General features: G+C 71.2%; 15 protein-coding genes and 3 tRNA genes. 12 read left to right on the top strand and 6 right to left on the bottom strand.

Features of this window, described 5'->3' with window-relative positions; all coding sequences use genetic code 11:
• The first annotated feature begins 2 nt into the window (after window positions 1–2).
• From ACIQCJ_RS11300 to ACIQCJ_RS11265, 8 genes are all read left to right on the top strand, one after another.
• Window positions 3–1,568 (top strand): NADH-quinone oxidoreductase subunit M, encoded by a 1,566-nt coding sequence (locus tag ACIQCJ_RS11300; RefSeq protein ID WP_355340330.1) that lies wholly within the window; start codon window positions 3–5, stop codon window positions 1,566–1,568.
• Window positions 1,568–3,172, top strand: a complete 1,605-nt coding sequence (locus ACIQCJ_RS11295; RefSeq protein ID WP_402711213.1) for an NADH-quinone oxidoreductase subunit N — start codon at window positions 1,568–1,570, stop codon at window positions 3,170–3,172. Before ACIQCJ_RS11300 ends, ACIQCJ_RS11295 begins: the two co-directional genes overlap by 1 nt.
• A 196-nt stretch (window positions 3,173–3,368) precedes the next feature.
• Window positions 3,369–4,226 carry a zinc metalloprotease HtpX gene (htpX, locus tag ACIQCJ_RS11290; protein WP_188284004.1) on the top strand — a complete coding sequence of 286 codons (858 nt, stop codon included), beginning with the start codon at window positions 3,369–3,371 and terminating at the stop codon, window positions 4,224–4,226.
• The gene (locus ACIQCJ_RS11285) at window positions 4,223–4,615 is read left to right on the top strand and encodes a YccF domain-containing protein (protein ID WP_355340322.1); all 393 of its coding nucleotides are present in this window, start codon (window positions 4,223–4,225) and stop codon (window positions 4,613–4,615) included. Before htpX ends, ACIQCJ_RS11285 begins: the two co-directional genes overlap by 4 nt.
• Window positions 4,616–4,749: 134 nt before the next feature.
• Window positions 4,750–5,655 (top strand): MarR family transcriptional regulator, encoded by a 906-nt coding sequence (locus ACIQCJ_RS11280; RefSeq protein ID WP_355340319.1) that lies wholly within the window; start codon window positions 4,750–4,752, stop codon window positions 5,653–5,655.
• 133 nt (window positions 5,656–5,788) lie between these two features.
• Window positions 5,789–6,244 (top strand): peroxiredoxin, encoded by a 456-nt coding sequence (locus tag ACIQCJ_RS11275; RefSeq protein WP_355340316.1) that lies wholly within the window; start codon window positions 5,789–5,791, stop codon window positions 6,242–6,244.
• A gap of 134 nt (window positions 6,245–6,378) precedes the next feature.
• Window positions 6,379–7,044, top strand: a complete 666-nt coding sequence (locus ACIQCJ_RS11270) for a hemerythrin domain-containing protein (RefSeq protein ID WP_402711212.1) — start codon at window positions 6,379–6,381, stop codon at window positions 7,042–7,044.
• Window positions 7,045–7,226: 182 nt separating this feature from the next.
• Window positions 7,227–7,946: a hypothetical protein gene (locus ACIQCJ_RS11265; RefSeq protein WP_402711211.1), complete on the top strand. Its 720-nt coding sequence runs from the start codon at window positions 7,227–7,229 to the stop codon at window positions 7,944–7,946.
• A 103-nt stretch (window positions 7,947–8,049) separates the two neighbouring features.
• Here the strand turns inward: ACIQCJ_RS11265 and ACIQCJ_RS11260 are convergent, their stop codons facing one another.
• The 4 genes from ACIQCJ_RS11260 to ACIQCJ_RS11245 form a co-directional block, all read right to left on the bottom strand.
• Window positions 8,050–9,531 (bottom strand): putative T7SS-secreted protein, encoded by a 1,482-nt coding sequence (locus ACIQCJ_RS11260; RefSeq protein ID WP_402711210.1) that lies wholly within the window; start codon window positions 9,529–9,531, stop codon window positions 8,050–8,052.
• 3 nt (window positions 9,532–9,534) lie between these two features.
• A complete protein-coding gene (locus ACIQCJ_RS11255; RefSeq protein WP_402711209.1) occupies window positions 9,535–10,269 on the bottom strand; it encodes a hypothetical protein in 735 nt (244 codons plus the stop codon).
• Window positions 10,266–10,580 (bottom strand): hypothetical protein, encoded by a 315-nt coding sequence (locus ACIQCJ_RS11250; RefSeq protein ID WP_355340301.1) that lies wholly within the window; start codon window positions 10,578–10,580, stop codon window positions 10,266–10,268. Before ACIQCJ_RS11250 ends, ACIQCJ_RS11255 begins: the two co-directional genes overlap by 4 nt.
• A gap of 208 nt (window positions 10,581–10,788) precedes the next feature.
• Complete coding sequence (locus tag ACIQCJ_RS11245) at window positions 10,789–11,277, bottom strand: YajQ family cyclic di-GMP-binding protein (RefSeq protein WP_188284013.1); 489 nt, start codon at window positions 11,275–11,277, stop codon at window positions 10,789–10,791.
• Window positions 11,278–11,525: 248 nt separating this feature from the next.
• Between ACIQCJ_RS11245 and ACIQCJ_RS11240 the strand changes: the two genes are divergently transcribed.
• Window positions 11,526–11,607: transfer RNA gene (locus tag ACIQCJ_RS11240), tRNA-Tyr, on the top strand.
• Window positions 11,608–11,687: 80 nt separating this feature from the next.
• Here the strand turns inward: ACIQCJ_RS11240 and ACIQCJ_RS11235 are convergent.
• Window positions 11,688–12,347 (bottom strand): NAD(P)H-binding protein, encoded by a 660-nt coding sequence (locus ACIQCJ_RS11235; protein ID WP_402711208.1) that lies wholly within the window; start codon window positions 12,345–12,347, stop codon window positions 11,688–11,690.
• A 10-nt stretch (window positions 12,348–12,357) separates the two neighbouring features.
• On the bottom strand, window positions 12,358–13,635 hold the full coding sequence (locus tag ACIQCJ_RS11230; RefSeq protein ID WP_355340286.1) for an amidohydrolase family protein: 1,278 nt from the start codon (window positions 13,633–13,635) through the stop codon (window positions 12,358–12,360).
• Window positions 13,636–14,074: 439 nt separating this feature from the next.
• Between ACIQCJ_RS11230 and ACIQCJ_RS11225 the strand changes: the two genes are divergently transcribed.
• The 3 genes from ACIQCJ_RS11225 (at window position 14,075) to rpmG (ending at window position 14,516) form a co-directional block, all read left to right on the top strand.
• Window positions 14,075–14,147: transfer RNA gene (locus ACIQCJ_RS11225), tRNA-Thr, on the top strand.
• A 45-nt stretch (window positions 14,148–14,192) separates the two neighbouring features.
• A tRNA-Met gene (locus ACIQCJ_RS11220) sits at window positions 14,193–14,265 on the top strand.
• 86 nt (window positions 14,266–14,351) lie between these two features.
• Window positions 14,352–14,516 (top strand): 50S ribosomal protein L33, encoded by a 165-nt coding sequence (gene rpmG / locus ACIQCJ_RS11215; RefSeq protein WP_004571794.1) that lies wholly within the window; start codon window positions 14,352–14,354, stop codon window positions 14,514–14,516.
• Window positions 14,517–14,602: the final 86 nt, after the last annotated feature.

Genomic DNA, 14,602 nt, shown 5'->3' with positions numbered 1-14,602 from the left:
AAGTGAACGACACCGCCCTCCAGTACGTCCTCGCGGCACTCCTCGTGCTGCCGCTGCTCGGCGCGGTCGGCGCCCTGCTCCCGCCGCCGCCCGGCCTGAAGGGCCGTGACCCCGGCCAGGCCGTCCTGCGGCACGGCGTCACCGTCACCGGCGCCGTACTCGTCCTGGCGATCGTCCTCGCGGCCGGCTTCGACCACGACCACCCCGCCAGGACCCAGGCCACCACCGACCTCAACTGGATCCCCGCGCTCAAGATCCATCTCCACCTCGGCGTCGACGGCATCTCGCTCCCCCTCCTCGTCCTGACCGCGCTGCTGACCTTCCTCTGCGCGCTCTACAGCTACTTCAAAATGCCCGCGGGCCCCGGCCCCAAGGCGTTCGTCGCCCTGCTGCTGCTCCTGGAAGCGGGCACGCTGGCGACCTTCGCCGTGCTCGACCTGATGCTGTTCTTCCTCGCCTTCGAGACGGTCCTCATCCCGATGTACTTCCTCATCGCCCGCTGGGGCGGCGGGGACCGCGAGCGGTCCGCACTGCGCTTCATCGTCTACACCCTCCTCGGCTCCGTGATCATGCTGCTCGGCCTGCTCCTCATCGGCGTGAAGGCGGGCACATTCGACATGGTGGCACTCGCCACTGACAACGGGTCATCGCTCAGTCACTCCACGCAACTGATCGCGGTCCTCGCGATCGGCCTCGGCCTGGCCGTGAAGGCCCCGATGTGGCCGCTGCACAGCTGGCTGCCCGACGCCCACACCGCCGCCCCCACCGTCGGATCGGTGCTGCTCGCGGGCGTGCTGCTGAAGATGGGCACCTACGGCCTGGTCCGGATCGTCCTGCCGATGGCCCCCGACGGCATCCACACCTTCGCCCCCTACCTGGCCGCCTTCGCCGTCGTCGGCATCGTCTACGGCTCGCTCGCCTGCCTCGCGCTGGCCCGCCGGGGCAACGGCGGCGACCTCAAGCGGCTGATCGCGTACTCCTCCGTCGGCCACATGGGTTTCGTCCTGCTCGGCATCGCCTCCCTGACCCCCACCGGCGTCAACGGCGCGCTCTTCGCCAACATCGCCCACGGTCTCATCACCGGCCTGCTGTTCTTCCTGGTCGGCGCCTTGAAGGACCGATACGGCTCCAGCGACCTCGACACCCTCGCCGGCGCCACGGGAGCCGCGCTCTACGGCAAGGCGCCGCGCCTGGGCGGCCTGGTCGCCTTCGCCGCCGTCGCCTCCCTCGGGCTGCCGGGCCTGGCCGGATTCTGGGGCGAGATGCTGTCGATGTTCGGCGCCTTCAAACCCGCCGCGGGCCTCAGCCGCCCCGCGTATCTGACCTTCACCGCCGTCGCCGCCTTCGGCACCCTGCTCACCGCCGCGTACCTGCTGGTCGTGGTCCGCCGGGTCTGCATGGGCGACCGCGAGACCGTCGACGCGCAGCCCGCGCTCGCCGACGTCCAGGCGTACGAATTCGCCGCCTGGACGCCGCTCGCCGCGCTCACCGTCCTGGCCGGACTGTGGCCCGCCGTCCTGCTCGGCCTCACCGATCCGGCCGTGCACACCCTCCTCGGAGGCAACTGATGCCGTCCCTCGTGCAGTCCGTCGACTGGACGGCGCTCGCCCCCGCCGCCATCCCGGCGGTCCTCGCCCTCGTCGTCCTGGTCGCCGACCTCTTCCTGCCCAAGGCCCGCAAGGAACTGCTGGCCTGGATCACCGTCGCGGGACTCGTCCTGGCCGCGCTGGCCCTGATCCCGCTGCGGGCGGGCCGCCACGCCACCTTCTGCGTGACGGTCGTGCACCCCGGCACCGCCGCCGACCTCCCCGCGGGCGGCGGCGGGTGCTCGTACGCGGCCGACCACTTCACCCTGGTCATCCAGGCCCTGGTGCTCGGCGGCGCGCTGCTCACGGCCCTGCTGTCGGTCAACACCCAGGACGACCTCCCGGCGGGCGAGTACTGGTTCCTGCTGCTCGCCTCCGCCTCCGGCGCCGCGCTGCTGCCCGCCTCCCGCGACCTGGCGACCCTGATCGTCGCCCTCGAGGTCGCCACCCTGCCCGCCTTCGCGCTGGTCGGCCTGCGGCGCGGCGACAAGCTGTCCAGCGAGGCCGCGCTCAAGTTCTTCCTGTCCTCGGTGACCGCGACCGCCGTCTCACTGCTCGGCATCAGCTTCGTCTACGCGGCCACCGGCACCATGCACCTGGCCGCCGTCGCCGACGGCCTCACGCACGCGCCCGCGCAACTCGTCACCGTGGCGAAGGTCGGCGCGGCCCTCACTCTGGTGGGGTTCGCCTTCAAACTCGCCGCGGCCCCCTTTCACTTCTGGGTGCCCGAGACCTACGCGGGCGCGCCGCTGCCGGTCGCCGCGTATCTGTCGGTGGTCGGCAAGGCCGCCGGTTTCTCCGGCCTGATCCTGGTGTCGGTCATCGCCTTCAAGCCCTACCACGACGTGTGGGGCCCGGCCTTCGGCGTACTGGCCGCGCTCACCATGACCGTCGGCAACGTCGGCGCGCTCCGGCAGCGGCCCGGCGTGCCGCGCGGCGCCGTACGCCTGCTGGCTTGGTCGTCCATCGGCCAGGCGGGTTATCTGCTGGTGCCGCTGGCCGCCGCGTCCTCCGCCGCCGACCCGGCGCACGAGATCGGCACCACCGTCGCGTACGCCCTGATGTACGCGGTGGTGAACCTCGGGGCCTTCGCCGTGGCCGCCCTCGTCTCGCGCACCGCCCCGCAGGGCCGGCTCAGCGACTACCGGGGCCTGTACGCGACCCGCCCGCTGGCCGCCCTCGCGCTCGGCTTCTTCCTGCTGTGCCTGGCCGGACTGCCGCCCGGCGTCATCGGCCTGTTCGCCAAGGTCGCCGTCTTCTCCTCCGCCGTCGGCACCCAGCACGGCTGGCTCGCGGTGATCATGGCCGTCAACGTCGTCATCGCGCTCGTGTACTACCTGCGCTGGACGGCGCTGCTCTTCACCCGCCCCGAGGGCGCCCCCGAGCAATCCCCGAGCGCGGTCACGACCGGCGGAGCGACCGGCGGCGCGAGCGGCGTCACGACCGGCGGCGCGCTCGCGGCCGTACCCGGCACCCGTACGCCCGTCGGCCTCGTCGCCGCCATCACGCTGACCGCGCTGGCCGGGGTCGCACTGTCCGGCGCGCCGCAGCTCGTCCTGCGGTACGCGCAGGGCTCGCTGTTCTGACCGGGTCCTCCCTCCGGCCCTCTGACCAGCACGTCCGTCCCCGGCCCCGACCGGCCGGGGGCCGTATCCGTACGCCCCGCGCCGGTAGCGCTGCGTGCGCATAAGGGAACTAGCGGCGCTCGGGTGGCGTTGTTGTGGGCAGGAGGTTCTCCTAGGGGGAGAGGTTCCCCCCGACGCACACTTTGGAGGGCGCACCGTGCACCGCCGGCACAACGGGTTGAAGACCGCCGTACTCCTCGGCGGTCTGTCGGCCCTCATCCTGGTCATCGGCAGCTTCTTCGGCCGGACCGGACTCATCGTGGCCCTGGTCATCGCGGTGGGGACGAACGCGTACGCGTACTGGAACAGCGACAAGCTGGCTCTACGCGCGATGCGCGCCCGCCCCGTCAGCGAATTCGAGGCGCCCGAGCTGTACCGGATCGTGCGCGAGCTCTCGACCACCGCCCGCGAGCCCATGCCCCGGCTGTACATCTCGCCCACCGAGGCGCCGAACGCCTTCGCGACCGGCCGCAATCCGCGCAACGCGGCGGTCTGCTGCACCCAGGGCATCCTGGCCATCCTCGACGAGCGCGAGCTGCGCGGCGTCCTCGGCCACGAGCTGAGCCACGTCTACAACCGCGACATCCTCATCTCCTCGATCGCGGGCGCGCTCGCCTCCGTGGTGATGTTCCTGGTCAACTTCGCGTGGCTGATCCCGATCGGCCGCTCCGACGACGACGAGGGCCCCGGCATCCTCGGCATGCTGCTGCTGATGATCCTCGGCCCGCTGGCCGCCTCGGTCATCCAGCTGGCCGTCTCCCGCTCGCGGGAGTACGAGGCCGACGCCTCGGGCGCGCGCCTGACCGGCGACCCGCTGGCCCTGGCCTCCGCGCTGCGCAAGCTCGAAACGGGCACACAGCAGCGGCCCCTCGCGCCCGAACCGCGCCTGGAGACCGCCAGCCATATGATGATCGCCAGTCCATTCCGCGCGGGCGACGTCTCCAAGCTCTTCTCGACCCATCCCCCGATGGCAGAACGCATCTCCCGCCTCGAAGACATGGCAGGCCACCGGTGAAGACCATCCTGAACGTCATCTGGCTCATTCTCTGCGGTGTGTGGATGTTCCTCGGCTACGTCCTGGCAGGGGCACTCCTCTGCGTCACGATCATCGGCATCCCGTTCGGCATCGCCGCCTTCCGCATCGGCGTCTACGCGCTCTGGCCGTTCGGCTACACCGCGGTCGAGCGCCGGGACGCGGGCACGGGCTCCTTCGTCGGCAATGTGCTGTGGGTGATCCTCGCGGGCTGGTGGCTGGCCCTCGGCCACATCGTCACCGGCGTGCTGCTCTGCGTCACGATCATCGGCATCCCGTTCGGCATCGCCAACTTCAAGCTGATCCCGCTGTCGCTCATGCCCCTGGGCAAGGAGATCGTGCCGACCGACCGGCCGTTCGCCTCGCGCTGAGCGCCTTCCGGCCGTCCGCCGCGCCGAGCGCCTTCGGGCCGAGCGCCTTCGGGCCGAGCGCCTTCCGGCCGTCCGCCGTACCTGACGGTCGGTCAGGTGGCCGTCCCTGCTACCCTCACCTGCGGAGGTGCCGGGTGGACGACTACGCGCTCAGTGTCGAGACGGCGGACGCCGAACTGCCGCCCGCCCTCGCCGTCTACGCGGCGCATCTTCTGCGCCGCGCACACATCCGCGCCAACCGGGTCGCCGATCACCTCGCCCCGGAGTTCGGCGTCGCTGCCGGCCAAGGCGCCTCAGGCGCGCGCGACTTCCAGATACTCGACGCGCTCGACGCCCCCGTCACGTACTCCCAGCAGGATCTCGGCGAGCGGCTCGGCATCAACCGCACCACCATGGTCAAGCTGATCGACCGGCTGGAGCAGGCGGGCCAGGTCACCCGCGCCCGCAACCCCGGAGACCGCCGCTCGTACGTCCTCGCCCTCACCGACGACGGCCGCAGCGCCGTCAAGGCCATGGAACCCGCGATGGCCGCGGGCGACGACCACCTCACCGCGGCCCTGACCGCCGCGGAACGCGTCCGCCTCGACGCGCTGCTGAGCACCCTGCTGGCCCGTACCCCGCCCGAGCGCGGTGTACGGCGTACGAGCCCGCTGATCGCCCAGGCGCACCATTTCGTACGGCGCCGGATCGAGGACGCGCTGACCGACGTCGGCCTCCAGGCGCGGCATTTCGGCGCGCTCACCGTCCTGGCCGACGAGGCGAGTTCGCAGCAGCGGCTCGCCCGGCGGCTCGGCATCAGCGAGCAGGCGATCCTCCAGATCGTCGACGACCTGGAGAGCGCGGGCCGGGTGGTGCGCGAGCGCGACCCGCGCGACCGGCGGCGGTACGCGCTGCGGCTGACCGACGCGGGGCGCGACGCGCTGGCCACCGCCCGGCGGGCCGTCGAGGCCGCCGAGACCGACATGGGCACGAGGCTCGGCACCGACGGCCGGGCGGAGTTGAAGGCGCTGCTCACGAAGATGCTGCGCGCGGACGTCTGACCACCGGCTGTCGCGCGCGGGGCGCCCGTACCGTTTCCGTCCCCGACGCCCCTCGCGGACCGTGTCCCCCGACCCGCATACCCGGCCCGCATCCCCGACCGCATTCCCGACCGCATCCCACCGAGGAGACGTCATGGCCATTCTTCACGTCGGCGCCAAGGCACCGGACTTCACCCTTCCCGACCAGACGGGCAAGCCCGTCACGCTCAGCGATGTGCTGGGCGAAAAGGTCGTGGTGCTGTACTTCTACCCGAAGGACAACACCAGCGGCTGCACCACCGAGGCGTGCAGCTTCCGTGACAGCTACGAGAGCTTCACCGACGCGGGCGCCGAGGTGATCGGCGTCAGCTCCGACTCGGTCGAGACGCACGAGAAGTTCGCCGGCCGCCACGAACTGCCCTTCATCCTGCTCGCCGACACCGACAAGGCCGTGCGCAAGCAGTACGGCGCCACGAGCCTGGGCGTCGTGCCCGGCCGCGTCACCTTCGTCATCGACCGCGAGGGCGTCGTCCGGCACGCGTTCTCCTCGATGATGAACATCGGCGGGCACATCGGGGACGCGCTGAAGGTGGTCAAGGAGCTTCAGTAGCCCCTCGGTTCGACCCGGAAATGGTTCAACTCCCGGATAGATATGCGGATTGACGATTCGGCAGGCTGACTATAGCCTCGGTGTGGCGATTCCTCCTGATCCACTGGTTCACCTAGTTCCAGGGAGACACGTTGATGACCACTCCGCACCAGCCGGGCGAGACCGTCGATCTGACGATGATGTACGCCTTCCACGACGGACTGCGGCGCGACGTGGCGATCATCGCCAAGTCCGCCGCCGTCACGGGCGACGACCCGTCCCGGCTCACCGCCACCCACTTCGGGTGGGATCTGTTCAAGCGGTTCCTGACCATCCATCACACAGCCGAGGACGACGTCCTGTGGCCGAAGCTGCGCGGCCAGTTCGCCGACCGCCCCGACGACCTCGAACTCCTTGAGGCGATGGAGGCGGAACACGACCGGATCGACCCGCTGATCGCCGCGATCGACGCGGCGCTCGCCGACGAACAGGGCGGCCACACCGCCCTCGGCGACGCCGCCGACGCCTTCGCCACCGAACTGAACGCCCACCTCAGCCACGAGGAGAGCGACGCGCTGCCGCTCATCGAGCGCGAACTGTCCCCGGCCGACTGGGCCTTGTTCGCCGACAGCCAGCGCAATCAGATCGGCCTCGGCCTCGCGCCGCGCTACATCCCGTGGCTGCTCGACGGCGCCACCCCCGAGCGCGTCGCCGAAGTCCTGGCGATCTTCCCCCCGCCGCTGGCCGCCCAGTACCGCACGGCCTGGAAGCAGCAGTACGCCGAACTCAACCCGTGGGCGGCCGACTACGGCAGGCCGTGACGTACCGCGCCGTCGGTTCAGCCCCTCGGCCCGGCCCGTCGCTTGAGCCTCTCGGTCCAGCCCTCGGTCCAGCCCGCGGTTCGGCCCTCGCTTGAGCCCGCGCCGCCGGAGACCCGCACTGCTAGGGTCGAACGCCGACGGCCGGACCCGATGGCCGCACCCACACCCGAGGGGGAATTCCCGTGCCTGCTGGGGCCTACGAGGGTGCGCCGCGCGACGGCGTGACGTACGAGAGCGTGACGCACGACGGGGTGACGTACGAGGGCGCGGTCGCGGAACCGGCGACGCGCGAGTGGTGCGCGCGGTCCCGCGGGCGGCTGCGGGCGCTGCTGGTCGTCAGCGCCGCGGGCATCCCCGGCTGGGCCCTGGTCTTCGCCTTCCTCGACGTCTTCCTCGACATCGACGTCACCTGGCTCGCGTACGTCCTCATGACGGCCTCGATGCTCGGCCTCGGCTGGTGGGCCTTGATACAGCCGCGCTACAAGCGGTACTGGCGGGTCCTTCAGGTCTACCCCTGGCAGCGCCTGGACGGCGTCGCCCAAGTGGCCGATAACGGCGTGCCGTTCTTCCGGCTGCCCGTGCCCGACAACCCGGACAAGGACGTGAGCATCCGGGTCCGCTTCCCCGACGTCCGCCGCTGGCGGCGGGTGCTCGGCGAGAACGCCAAGCGCGAGGTCTGGTTCGCGGGCGACCCCAGGATCGGGGGAGTGCTCGCGCTGCCGGGGCCGCGCGGGGTGAGCCTGGTCAGGCAGGGCGGGGCCGCCGGAGCCGCCGAGCGGACCGATGAGGCCCGCGGCGGCGGCCCGGCGATCCGGGACATCGGCGATGAGGCGCTGCGCCGGGCGCGGGCCGCCGGTTTCGGCGACCCGCGGTACGACGTGGCCGTACGACGCGGCTCGTAGCGGTCGCGGGCCCCGGTCTGTCCGGCCTCTGGTCTGTCCGGCCCCCGGTCTGTCCGGCTCCTGGCGGTGAACCGGACCCGGCCCGCTCGGGTGAACGTCCCGCTCAGTGCCGGCCGGTGCGGTAGCCGCCGCCCGAGTTGCCGAAGCCGGTGAGCGTGCCGAAGCCGATGTTCTCGATGGTGAAGTCCTTGCCGAAGACCGTGCTCTTGACGGTCTCCTTCGTCACCGACGTCACCAGCCCCTTCGTGGCGCCGATGAGCGTCTTTCCGCGCTGCGTCAGGCCGTTCATGTCCATCGACAGGTGGCCCAGCGCCCGGCGTTCGGCGCCCGACATCGCGGAGATCGGGCCGCTGTAGTAGAGCCGGGGGATCTTGGCGAAGCCCTTGTCGACCAGCGGGGAGAGCCCGGCGCCGATGGTGTTGCCCGCGACGTTGGCCAGGAAGTTCTTCTTGACGTTCGTCCAGCCGCCGTTCATGGCGTCCTTGAGGGTGTCCTTGCCCAGGCCCTTGGCGAAGCCGAAGGCGACCTTGCGGAATCCGCTGAGGTCTTCGCCGTACTTCCACACCTTGATGACGTTCTGGTACTTCCGTTCGGCCTGGAGGATCTTCACCGCCCACTTCAGCTTGCCGATCTCACCCGCCTTGACCAGCATGCTGACCTTGCCCATCACCGGGATGCAGTCCAGCGCGGCGAACAGCAGATCGCCCCAACCCGCCTTGCCCTGAATGAATTTCACCAAGGTGTCGGCGAAGACCAGCAAGGCCGCGGCCAGCACGATCCAGGCCAGCGGGCCGCCGATGAACAGCAGCAGGATGCCGCCGATGGCGACGATCACCTTGAGGATCGGGAGGATGACGCTCCACGCCTTGACCAGGAAGTCCCCGAGCTTCTGGTACCACTTCTTGTTGTGGATGCCGACGTCGGAGGCGTGGTCGAGGTCCTTCTTGAGGACGTCCACCGCCGTGCCGTGGTTGGTCCCGGCGTCCTGCGCCTTCTTGCGCAGCTCGGCCAACTGCTGCTGAATCCCGGAGACCTGGCCCGCGACCTGGTCCTTGTGGGCGTCGGCCTGCTGGGCGTTGCGGACCGCCTGGCGGACCTTGTCCGGGTCGGGCGGCGGTACGTTCCCGCCGGCGCTTCCGGCTGACCCCTTGGAGCCGTCGAGCTTCGCCTTGGCCTCGCCCGCCGTGGTCGCGTCGACCTGCGCGCGGGCCAACTCGGTCTGCTTCGCGGCCAGATCGTTGCGCAGCAGACGCGCCTGGGACAACGCGCCGTCAGCGGTGGACTGTTCGGTCTCCACCGAGTCGGCGAAGGTCACCAGGGCGTCGCCGGCCGCGCCGTAGGAGTCGTGGAGCTTGCCCAACTGCCCGGGCAGCTTGCCTATTTGGCCGCGGAACGCCTCGGCGGCCTTGCCGTTCCACTCGGCGAGCGCCTGGTCCTTGGCCGCTCTGCTGAGCAGCGAGTGCACGGTCGCCACGTCCTCGGCGAAGGTCTGGAAGCGCCTGCCCTCGGCCCTGATCTCGTAGACGTCACCGGGAGTCGGGTCGCTGTCGAGGTCGAGATTGTGCCAGTCGGTGGGTCGGGTCACGGCTCAGCTCACCCTCTCGGCGGACCCGGCGGAGGGGTCGTCGTCGGCGTACACGAAGCGGAAGGTCTCGGTGATGCCGTCGAACAGCTCCAGCATCGGCTCGGCGAGGGCGAGTTGGGAGGTCGCCCCGCTGATCACCGCGACCCGAGGGTCGCCGCCGGGGAACGGTACGAAGGTCTGCATCAGCACCATCCGGACCGTACGGTCGTCGTCCGGCAGCTCGATGTCGTCGATCCCCTCGCTGCGCGCGGCGGAACCCGCGTCCGGCAGCTCCACCAGCTTGATCCGGCGCCACGGGTCGGTCGGCCTGCGGCCCGCGGGGACCGGCTTGAGCGCCGCCACCAGCGCCGCCAGATTGCCGCCCGCCCCGCCTGGCCCTCCTGCCCCGCCGCCGGGCCGATCGCCGTCCGCCGTGCCGTCCGCCCGGTCGTCGGCTTCCAGGACCGCGATCGTGACGCTCGCCGTCAGCGGTGCCTCGTCGCTCAGGTCGGCCAGCGCGCCGAAGTACAGCACCCCGGTCTGCCACGCCTCGTCGGCCGTACGGGTCAGCGTGCGGATGAGCGCCGTCCTGGAGTCGGCCAACTCCGGCCGTTCCTGGACCCGTTCGCGTACGACCTCACGTATCGACGCGTCGCGCGTGGCCGGATGGATGTCGAACTCGTACCAGGAGCTGGGCACCAGGATGTTCACCCCGCGCACCGGCGACGTGCCGGAGGGGGCGGAAGAGGACACGGTCACGGCTGACCGCCGCCCTCGTGCTTGGCCAGCGCGTCCTTCAGCTCCTGGTCGGTCTTGGTGAGCTCGTCCACGACGGCCTGCGCCATCTTCGCGACGCTCTCCAGACCGCTGTCGATCTCCTTACGGCCGTCCTTCCAGCCGTGCATGAAACCGTCGAGCGCGTCATGCGCCCTGGACGAGCCCAACTCCCCGTTGCCGAGGGCGCGATCGACCTGCCCGGTGTCGTCCATCCGCGTCTTGACCGATCTCAGCCCCGTCGCCAGGTCGCTGAGCCCGATCAGACTTATCGTCAGATCTCCTTTGGCGGACATGCCTGGTACTTCCCCGTTCCCCGTTGCCTGTCTTGGCCAGGCAGCCTATCGCCGGGGGCGCGGGCGCCACAGGGATTCGGCGGCCACGGGGATGGGGGCGGCCACGGGGATGCGGCGTCCACAGGGGTGCGGCGTCCACGGGGATGCGGCGTCCGCAGGGGAACCGGCGGGAGGGCCGCGACGCGGGCCGCGGCCTCCCGGCGTGGAATCAGCGGTAGTTGACGAACTGGAGGGCGAAGTCGAGGTCCTTGCCCTTGAGCAGGGCCTGGACGGACTGGAGGTCGTCGCGGCTCTTGGAGCTGACGCGCAGCTCCTCGCCCTGGACCTGGGCCTTGACGCCCTTGGGACCCTCGTCCCTGATGATCTTCGCGACCTTCTTGGCGTTCTCCTGGGAGATGCCTTCCTCGATCGAGGCGAAGATCTTGTACTCCTTGCCGGAGAGCTGCGGCTCGCCCGCGTCCAGCGCCTTCAGCGAGATTCCCCGCTTGACCAGCTTGGTCTCGAAGACGTCCAGGATCGCCTTGACGCGCTCCTCGGAGTTCGCCTCCATCAGGATCTTCTCGCCCGACCAGGCGATCGAGGCCCCGACGTTCTTGAAGTCGTACCGCTGCGAGATCTCCTTGGCGGCCTGGTTGAGGGCGTTGTCGACCTCCTGCCGCTCGACCTTCGAGACGATGTCGAAACTGGAGTCGGCCATCTTCAGTGGGCTCCTTGGGTATCGCTTGTCTGTCTTCCATCACATCCGCGGCCCGATCCCCGGACCACCATCCCCAAAGACTAGGGCCTGTCGTGTGGATCTCCGTGGGGAAGGAGCGGTGTCCGGTGCGCGCGGACACAAGGCGGAGGCGGTGATCAATCCGGTGGCGAACCACCCCTCCGGATCGGGTATCGTTTACGTCGTCGCCACGGCACCCCGCACCCAGCGGATCCGCGGCTTCATCCCATGGCGGTATGCCCGAGTGGCCAATGGGAACGGACTGTAAATCCGTCGGCTATGCCTACCGTGGTTCGAATCCACGTGCCGCCACATGATGAGAACGGCCCCCCGGCCTGCTGGAGAGCAGGGCGGGGGGCCGTTTTGGTGTGTGTGCGGGGGAAGGGGAGGGGTTAGGGGAGGGCGGCGGTGCGGAGGGCTTCGGGGATGGTGTCGGTGCCGGAGACGAGTTCGAGGGTGAGGCCGGCGGTCGAGGGGGTCAGCAGGAGGCCGGCCAGGACGGCGGCGACGTCGTCGCGGGGGATGGAGCCGCGGCCGGTGGAGGGGGCGAGACGGACGCGGCCGGTGCCCGGGTCGTTGGTCAGGGCGCCGGGGCGCACGATCGTCCAGTCCAGGTCCGTACGCGCGCGGATGTCGTCGTCGGCCGCGCCCTTGGCGCGCAGGTACTCGGTGAAGACGGGGTCGTCCCCGCTCGCCCGGGCGTCGGCGCCCATCGAGGAGACCACCAGATAGCGCCGTACGCCCGCCTGTTCGGCCGCGTCGGCGAAGAGCACGGCCGCCGCGTGGTCGACGGTGTGCTTGCGGGCGGCCCCGCTGCCCGCACCCGCGCCCGCCGCGAAGACGGCCGCCTCGGCGCCCTCCAGGACGGCGGCCACCTCCGCGACCGTCGCCGATTCGAGGTCCAGGACGACCGGCTCGGCGCCCGCCGCCCGCAAGTCGTCGGCCTGGGCCGGGTTACGGATCAGCCCGACCACACTGTCACCGCGCTCGGCGAGCAACCGCTCAAGCCGCAACGCGATCTGTCCATGTCCACCAGCGATCACCATGCGCATGGACGTGACGCTACGCCTCGCGGTGCGACTGACGCGGGAGATCGAGCGCGGCCTCGCTCGCCGAGTCGCAGTATTCGCGCACCGCGCTCGTCCGCGAGACCACCCGGCCCCGGTGGATGACGATCCGGCTGTACGCCAGGGAGAGCACCGCCTCGACACCCTCCCCGCGCACCGCCAGCAGCTCGGCCGGGAAACCGGCCTCGACCCGTACCTCCGGCAGCCCGAGCACGGCCCGCGCCCGGCCGCTGACCGCCGCGTACGCCTGCGCCGCGCCGCACTCGCCGTAGGAGGCGAGCAGGAAGGCGGCCTCCAGCGGATCGCCGCGGCCGACCGGATTGGCCAGGTCGCCCAGCGCCCCGCTGCCCGCCGTGACCCGGACGCCCGCCGCGCGCAGCCGGCGGACCGGGGTGTGCGGACCGCCGCCGCGGCGTACGGAGTCCAGCGCGCCGCAGCCGCCCTGGGGGAGCGCGGTGACCGAGATTCCGGCGGCGGCCAGCCGCTGCGCGGCGGAGTCGATCGCCTCGGGCGGCAGCGCGCCGAGACCGTGGCACGGGCCGAGGGTGACGCCCGGCCGCAGACCGCCCGCCATCGCGGCGAGCCGGGCCAGCCGGGCCGGGTCGTCGGCGGCGGTGTGCAGGTCGACCGGGAGCCCGAACTCGGCGGCGAGCGAGAAGACGGCCTCGGCGTACCCGCTCGGGTCCGGGTCCAGATCGGGGCAGCCGCCGACCACCGCGGCGCCCATCTTCAGCGCGTCGCGCAGCATCGCGAGCCCGTCCGCGCCCGCCGCGCCGGTCAGCAGCCGCGGTACGGCGACGGTGTGCAGGTCGACGAGCCCGCGCAGCGCCCGCCGCGCCTGGAGCACGGCTTCGAGCGCCTGCAACCCCTGGACGTCGCCGATCCGCACATGGCTGCGCAAAGCGGTGGCGCCGTGGCCGAGTTGGAGCAGCGCGGCCTCGGTGGCGCGCCGCTGCACATCGGCGGGGTCGTCGGACGGCGGCCCCGCGGCGCCCGCGGTCAGCGCCAGGTCGAGGTGGGCGTGCGGCTCGGCGGGCGCGGGCAGCAGCAGATATCCGCGCAGGTCGATACGGGTGCCGTCGGCCGGACGGCGCGACCCGTCGGCGGTACGGCCCGCGGCGGGCGCGAGGCTGCCGGCGGTGCCCACGGCCTCGATCCGGGGGCCGCTGAGCCGTACGTCCACGGTCCGGCCGTCGGTCAGCCGGGCGCCGCACAGCAGCAGGGTGGCGGTTTCTGCGGCGGTGCGGGCACTGTCGCGAGGGCTGTCGGTCATCGCGCTCCTCCGGTGCGTGCAGGGCGGGCGGCGGGAGGCAAGATCACGCAAAGCCGAGCTTAGGGGTCAGCACGGCACACACCTGACAGGAGGGCATTAGTCGTACCGGTGGGGGTCGTGAGACGGGGCACACGGTACGGCCGGCGCCGCGCGGGGGAGCGGACGCGCTCGCGTTCCGGTGCGCCCGGAACTCGTACGCGCCGGCGCGCGGTTCGCGGGTGCGGGCGGACGCGGTGCCGCGCGGAGAGCGAGGGCGGCCCATCGTCGCGGCGGCGCGAACAGGCCCTCGTACGGGGCCCGTCGGCCACCCGGCGCGCGGCGGCCGGGAGGTGATCACGTCCTGATCAGGGGGTGGGCGTGACGCCCCGCGACGCCCGATGTGCCCTGCCCGATACGGATTTCACGTATCGCGGCGGACCGTGTAATGTCTTCCTCGCTCGCCCCAATAGCTCAGTCGGTAGAGCGTCTCCATGGTAAGGAGAAGGTCTACGGTTCGATTCCGTATTGGGGCTCAGATGGATCGGTTCCCCGCCGCCAGGCGGGGACCAGTTCGTCAAAGCGGCGTAGCTCAGTCGGTAGAGCAAGCGGCTCATAATCGCTGTGTCACCGGTTCAAGTCCGGTCGCCGCTACTCACCGTAGCCGATTGTGGGATCGGTCCCTCAGTCGGCTACTATTCTCATGTTCAAATCACCCCCGTTCGTCAAGGAGCACTCACGTGGCCGCCACAGACGTCCGCCCGAAGATCACGCTGGCCTGCGTGGAGTGCAAGGAGCGGAACTACATCACCAAGAAGAACCGGCGCAACGACCCGGACCGTCTTGAGATGAAGAAGCACTGCCCGCGTTGCAACGCGCACACCGCGCACCGCGAAACGCGCTGACTCCAGGCCGTAGCAGTACCGCGAGGCCGTCCCCGTCACCGGGGGCGGCCTCGACGTATTGCCCGGTGGGAGCCGTACGGATCAGC

This window comes from Streptomyces sp. NPDC093221, assembly GCF_044753885.1.
Classification (GTDB): Bacteria; Actinomycetota; Actinomycetes; order Streptomycetales; family Streptomycetaceae; genus Actinacidiphila.
This window is presented reverse-complemented; position numbering and strand designations above follow the sequence as displayed.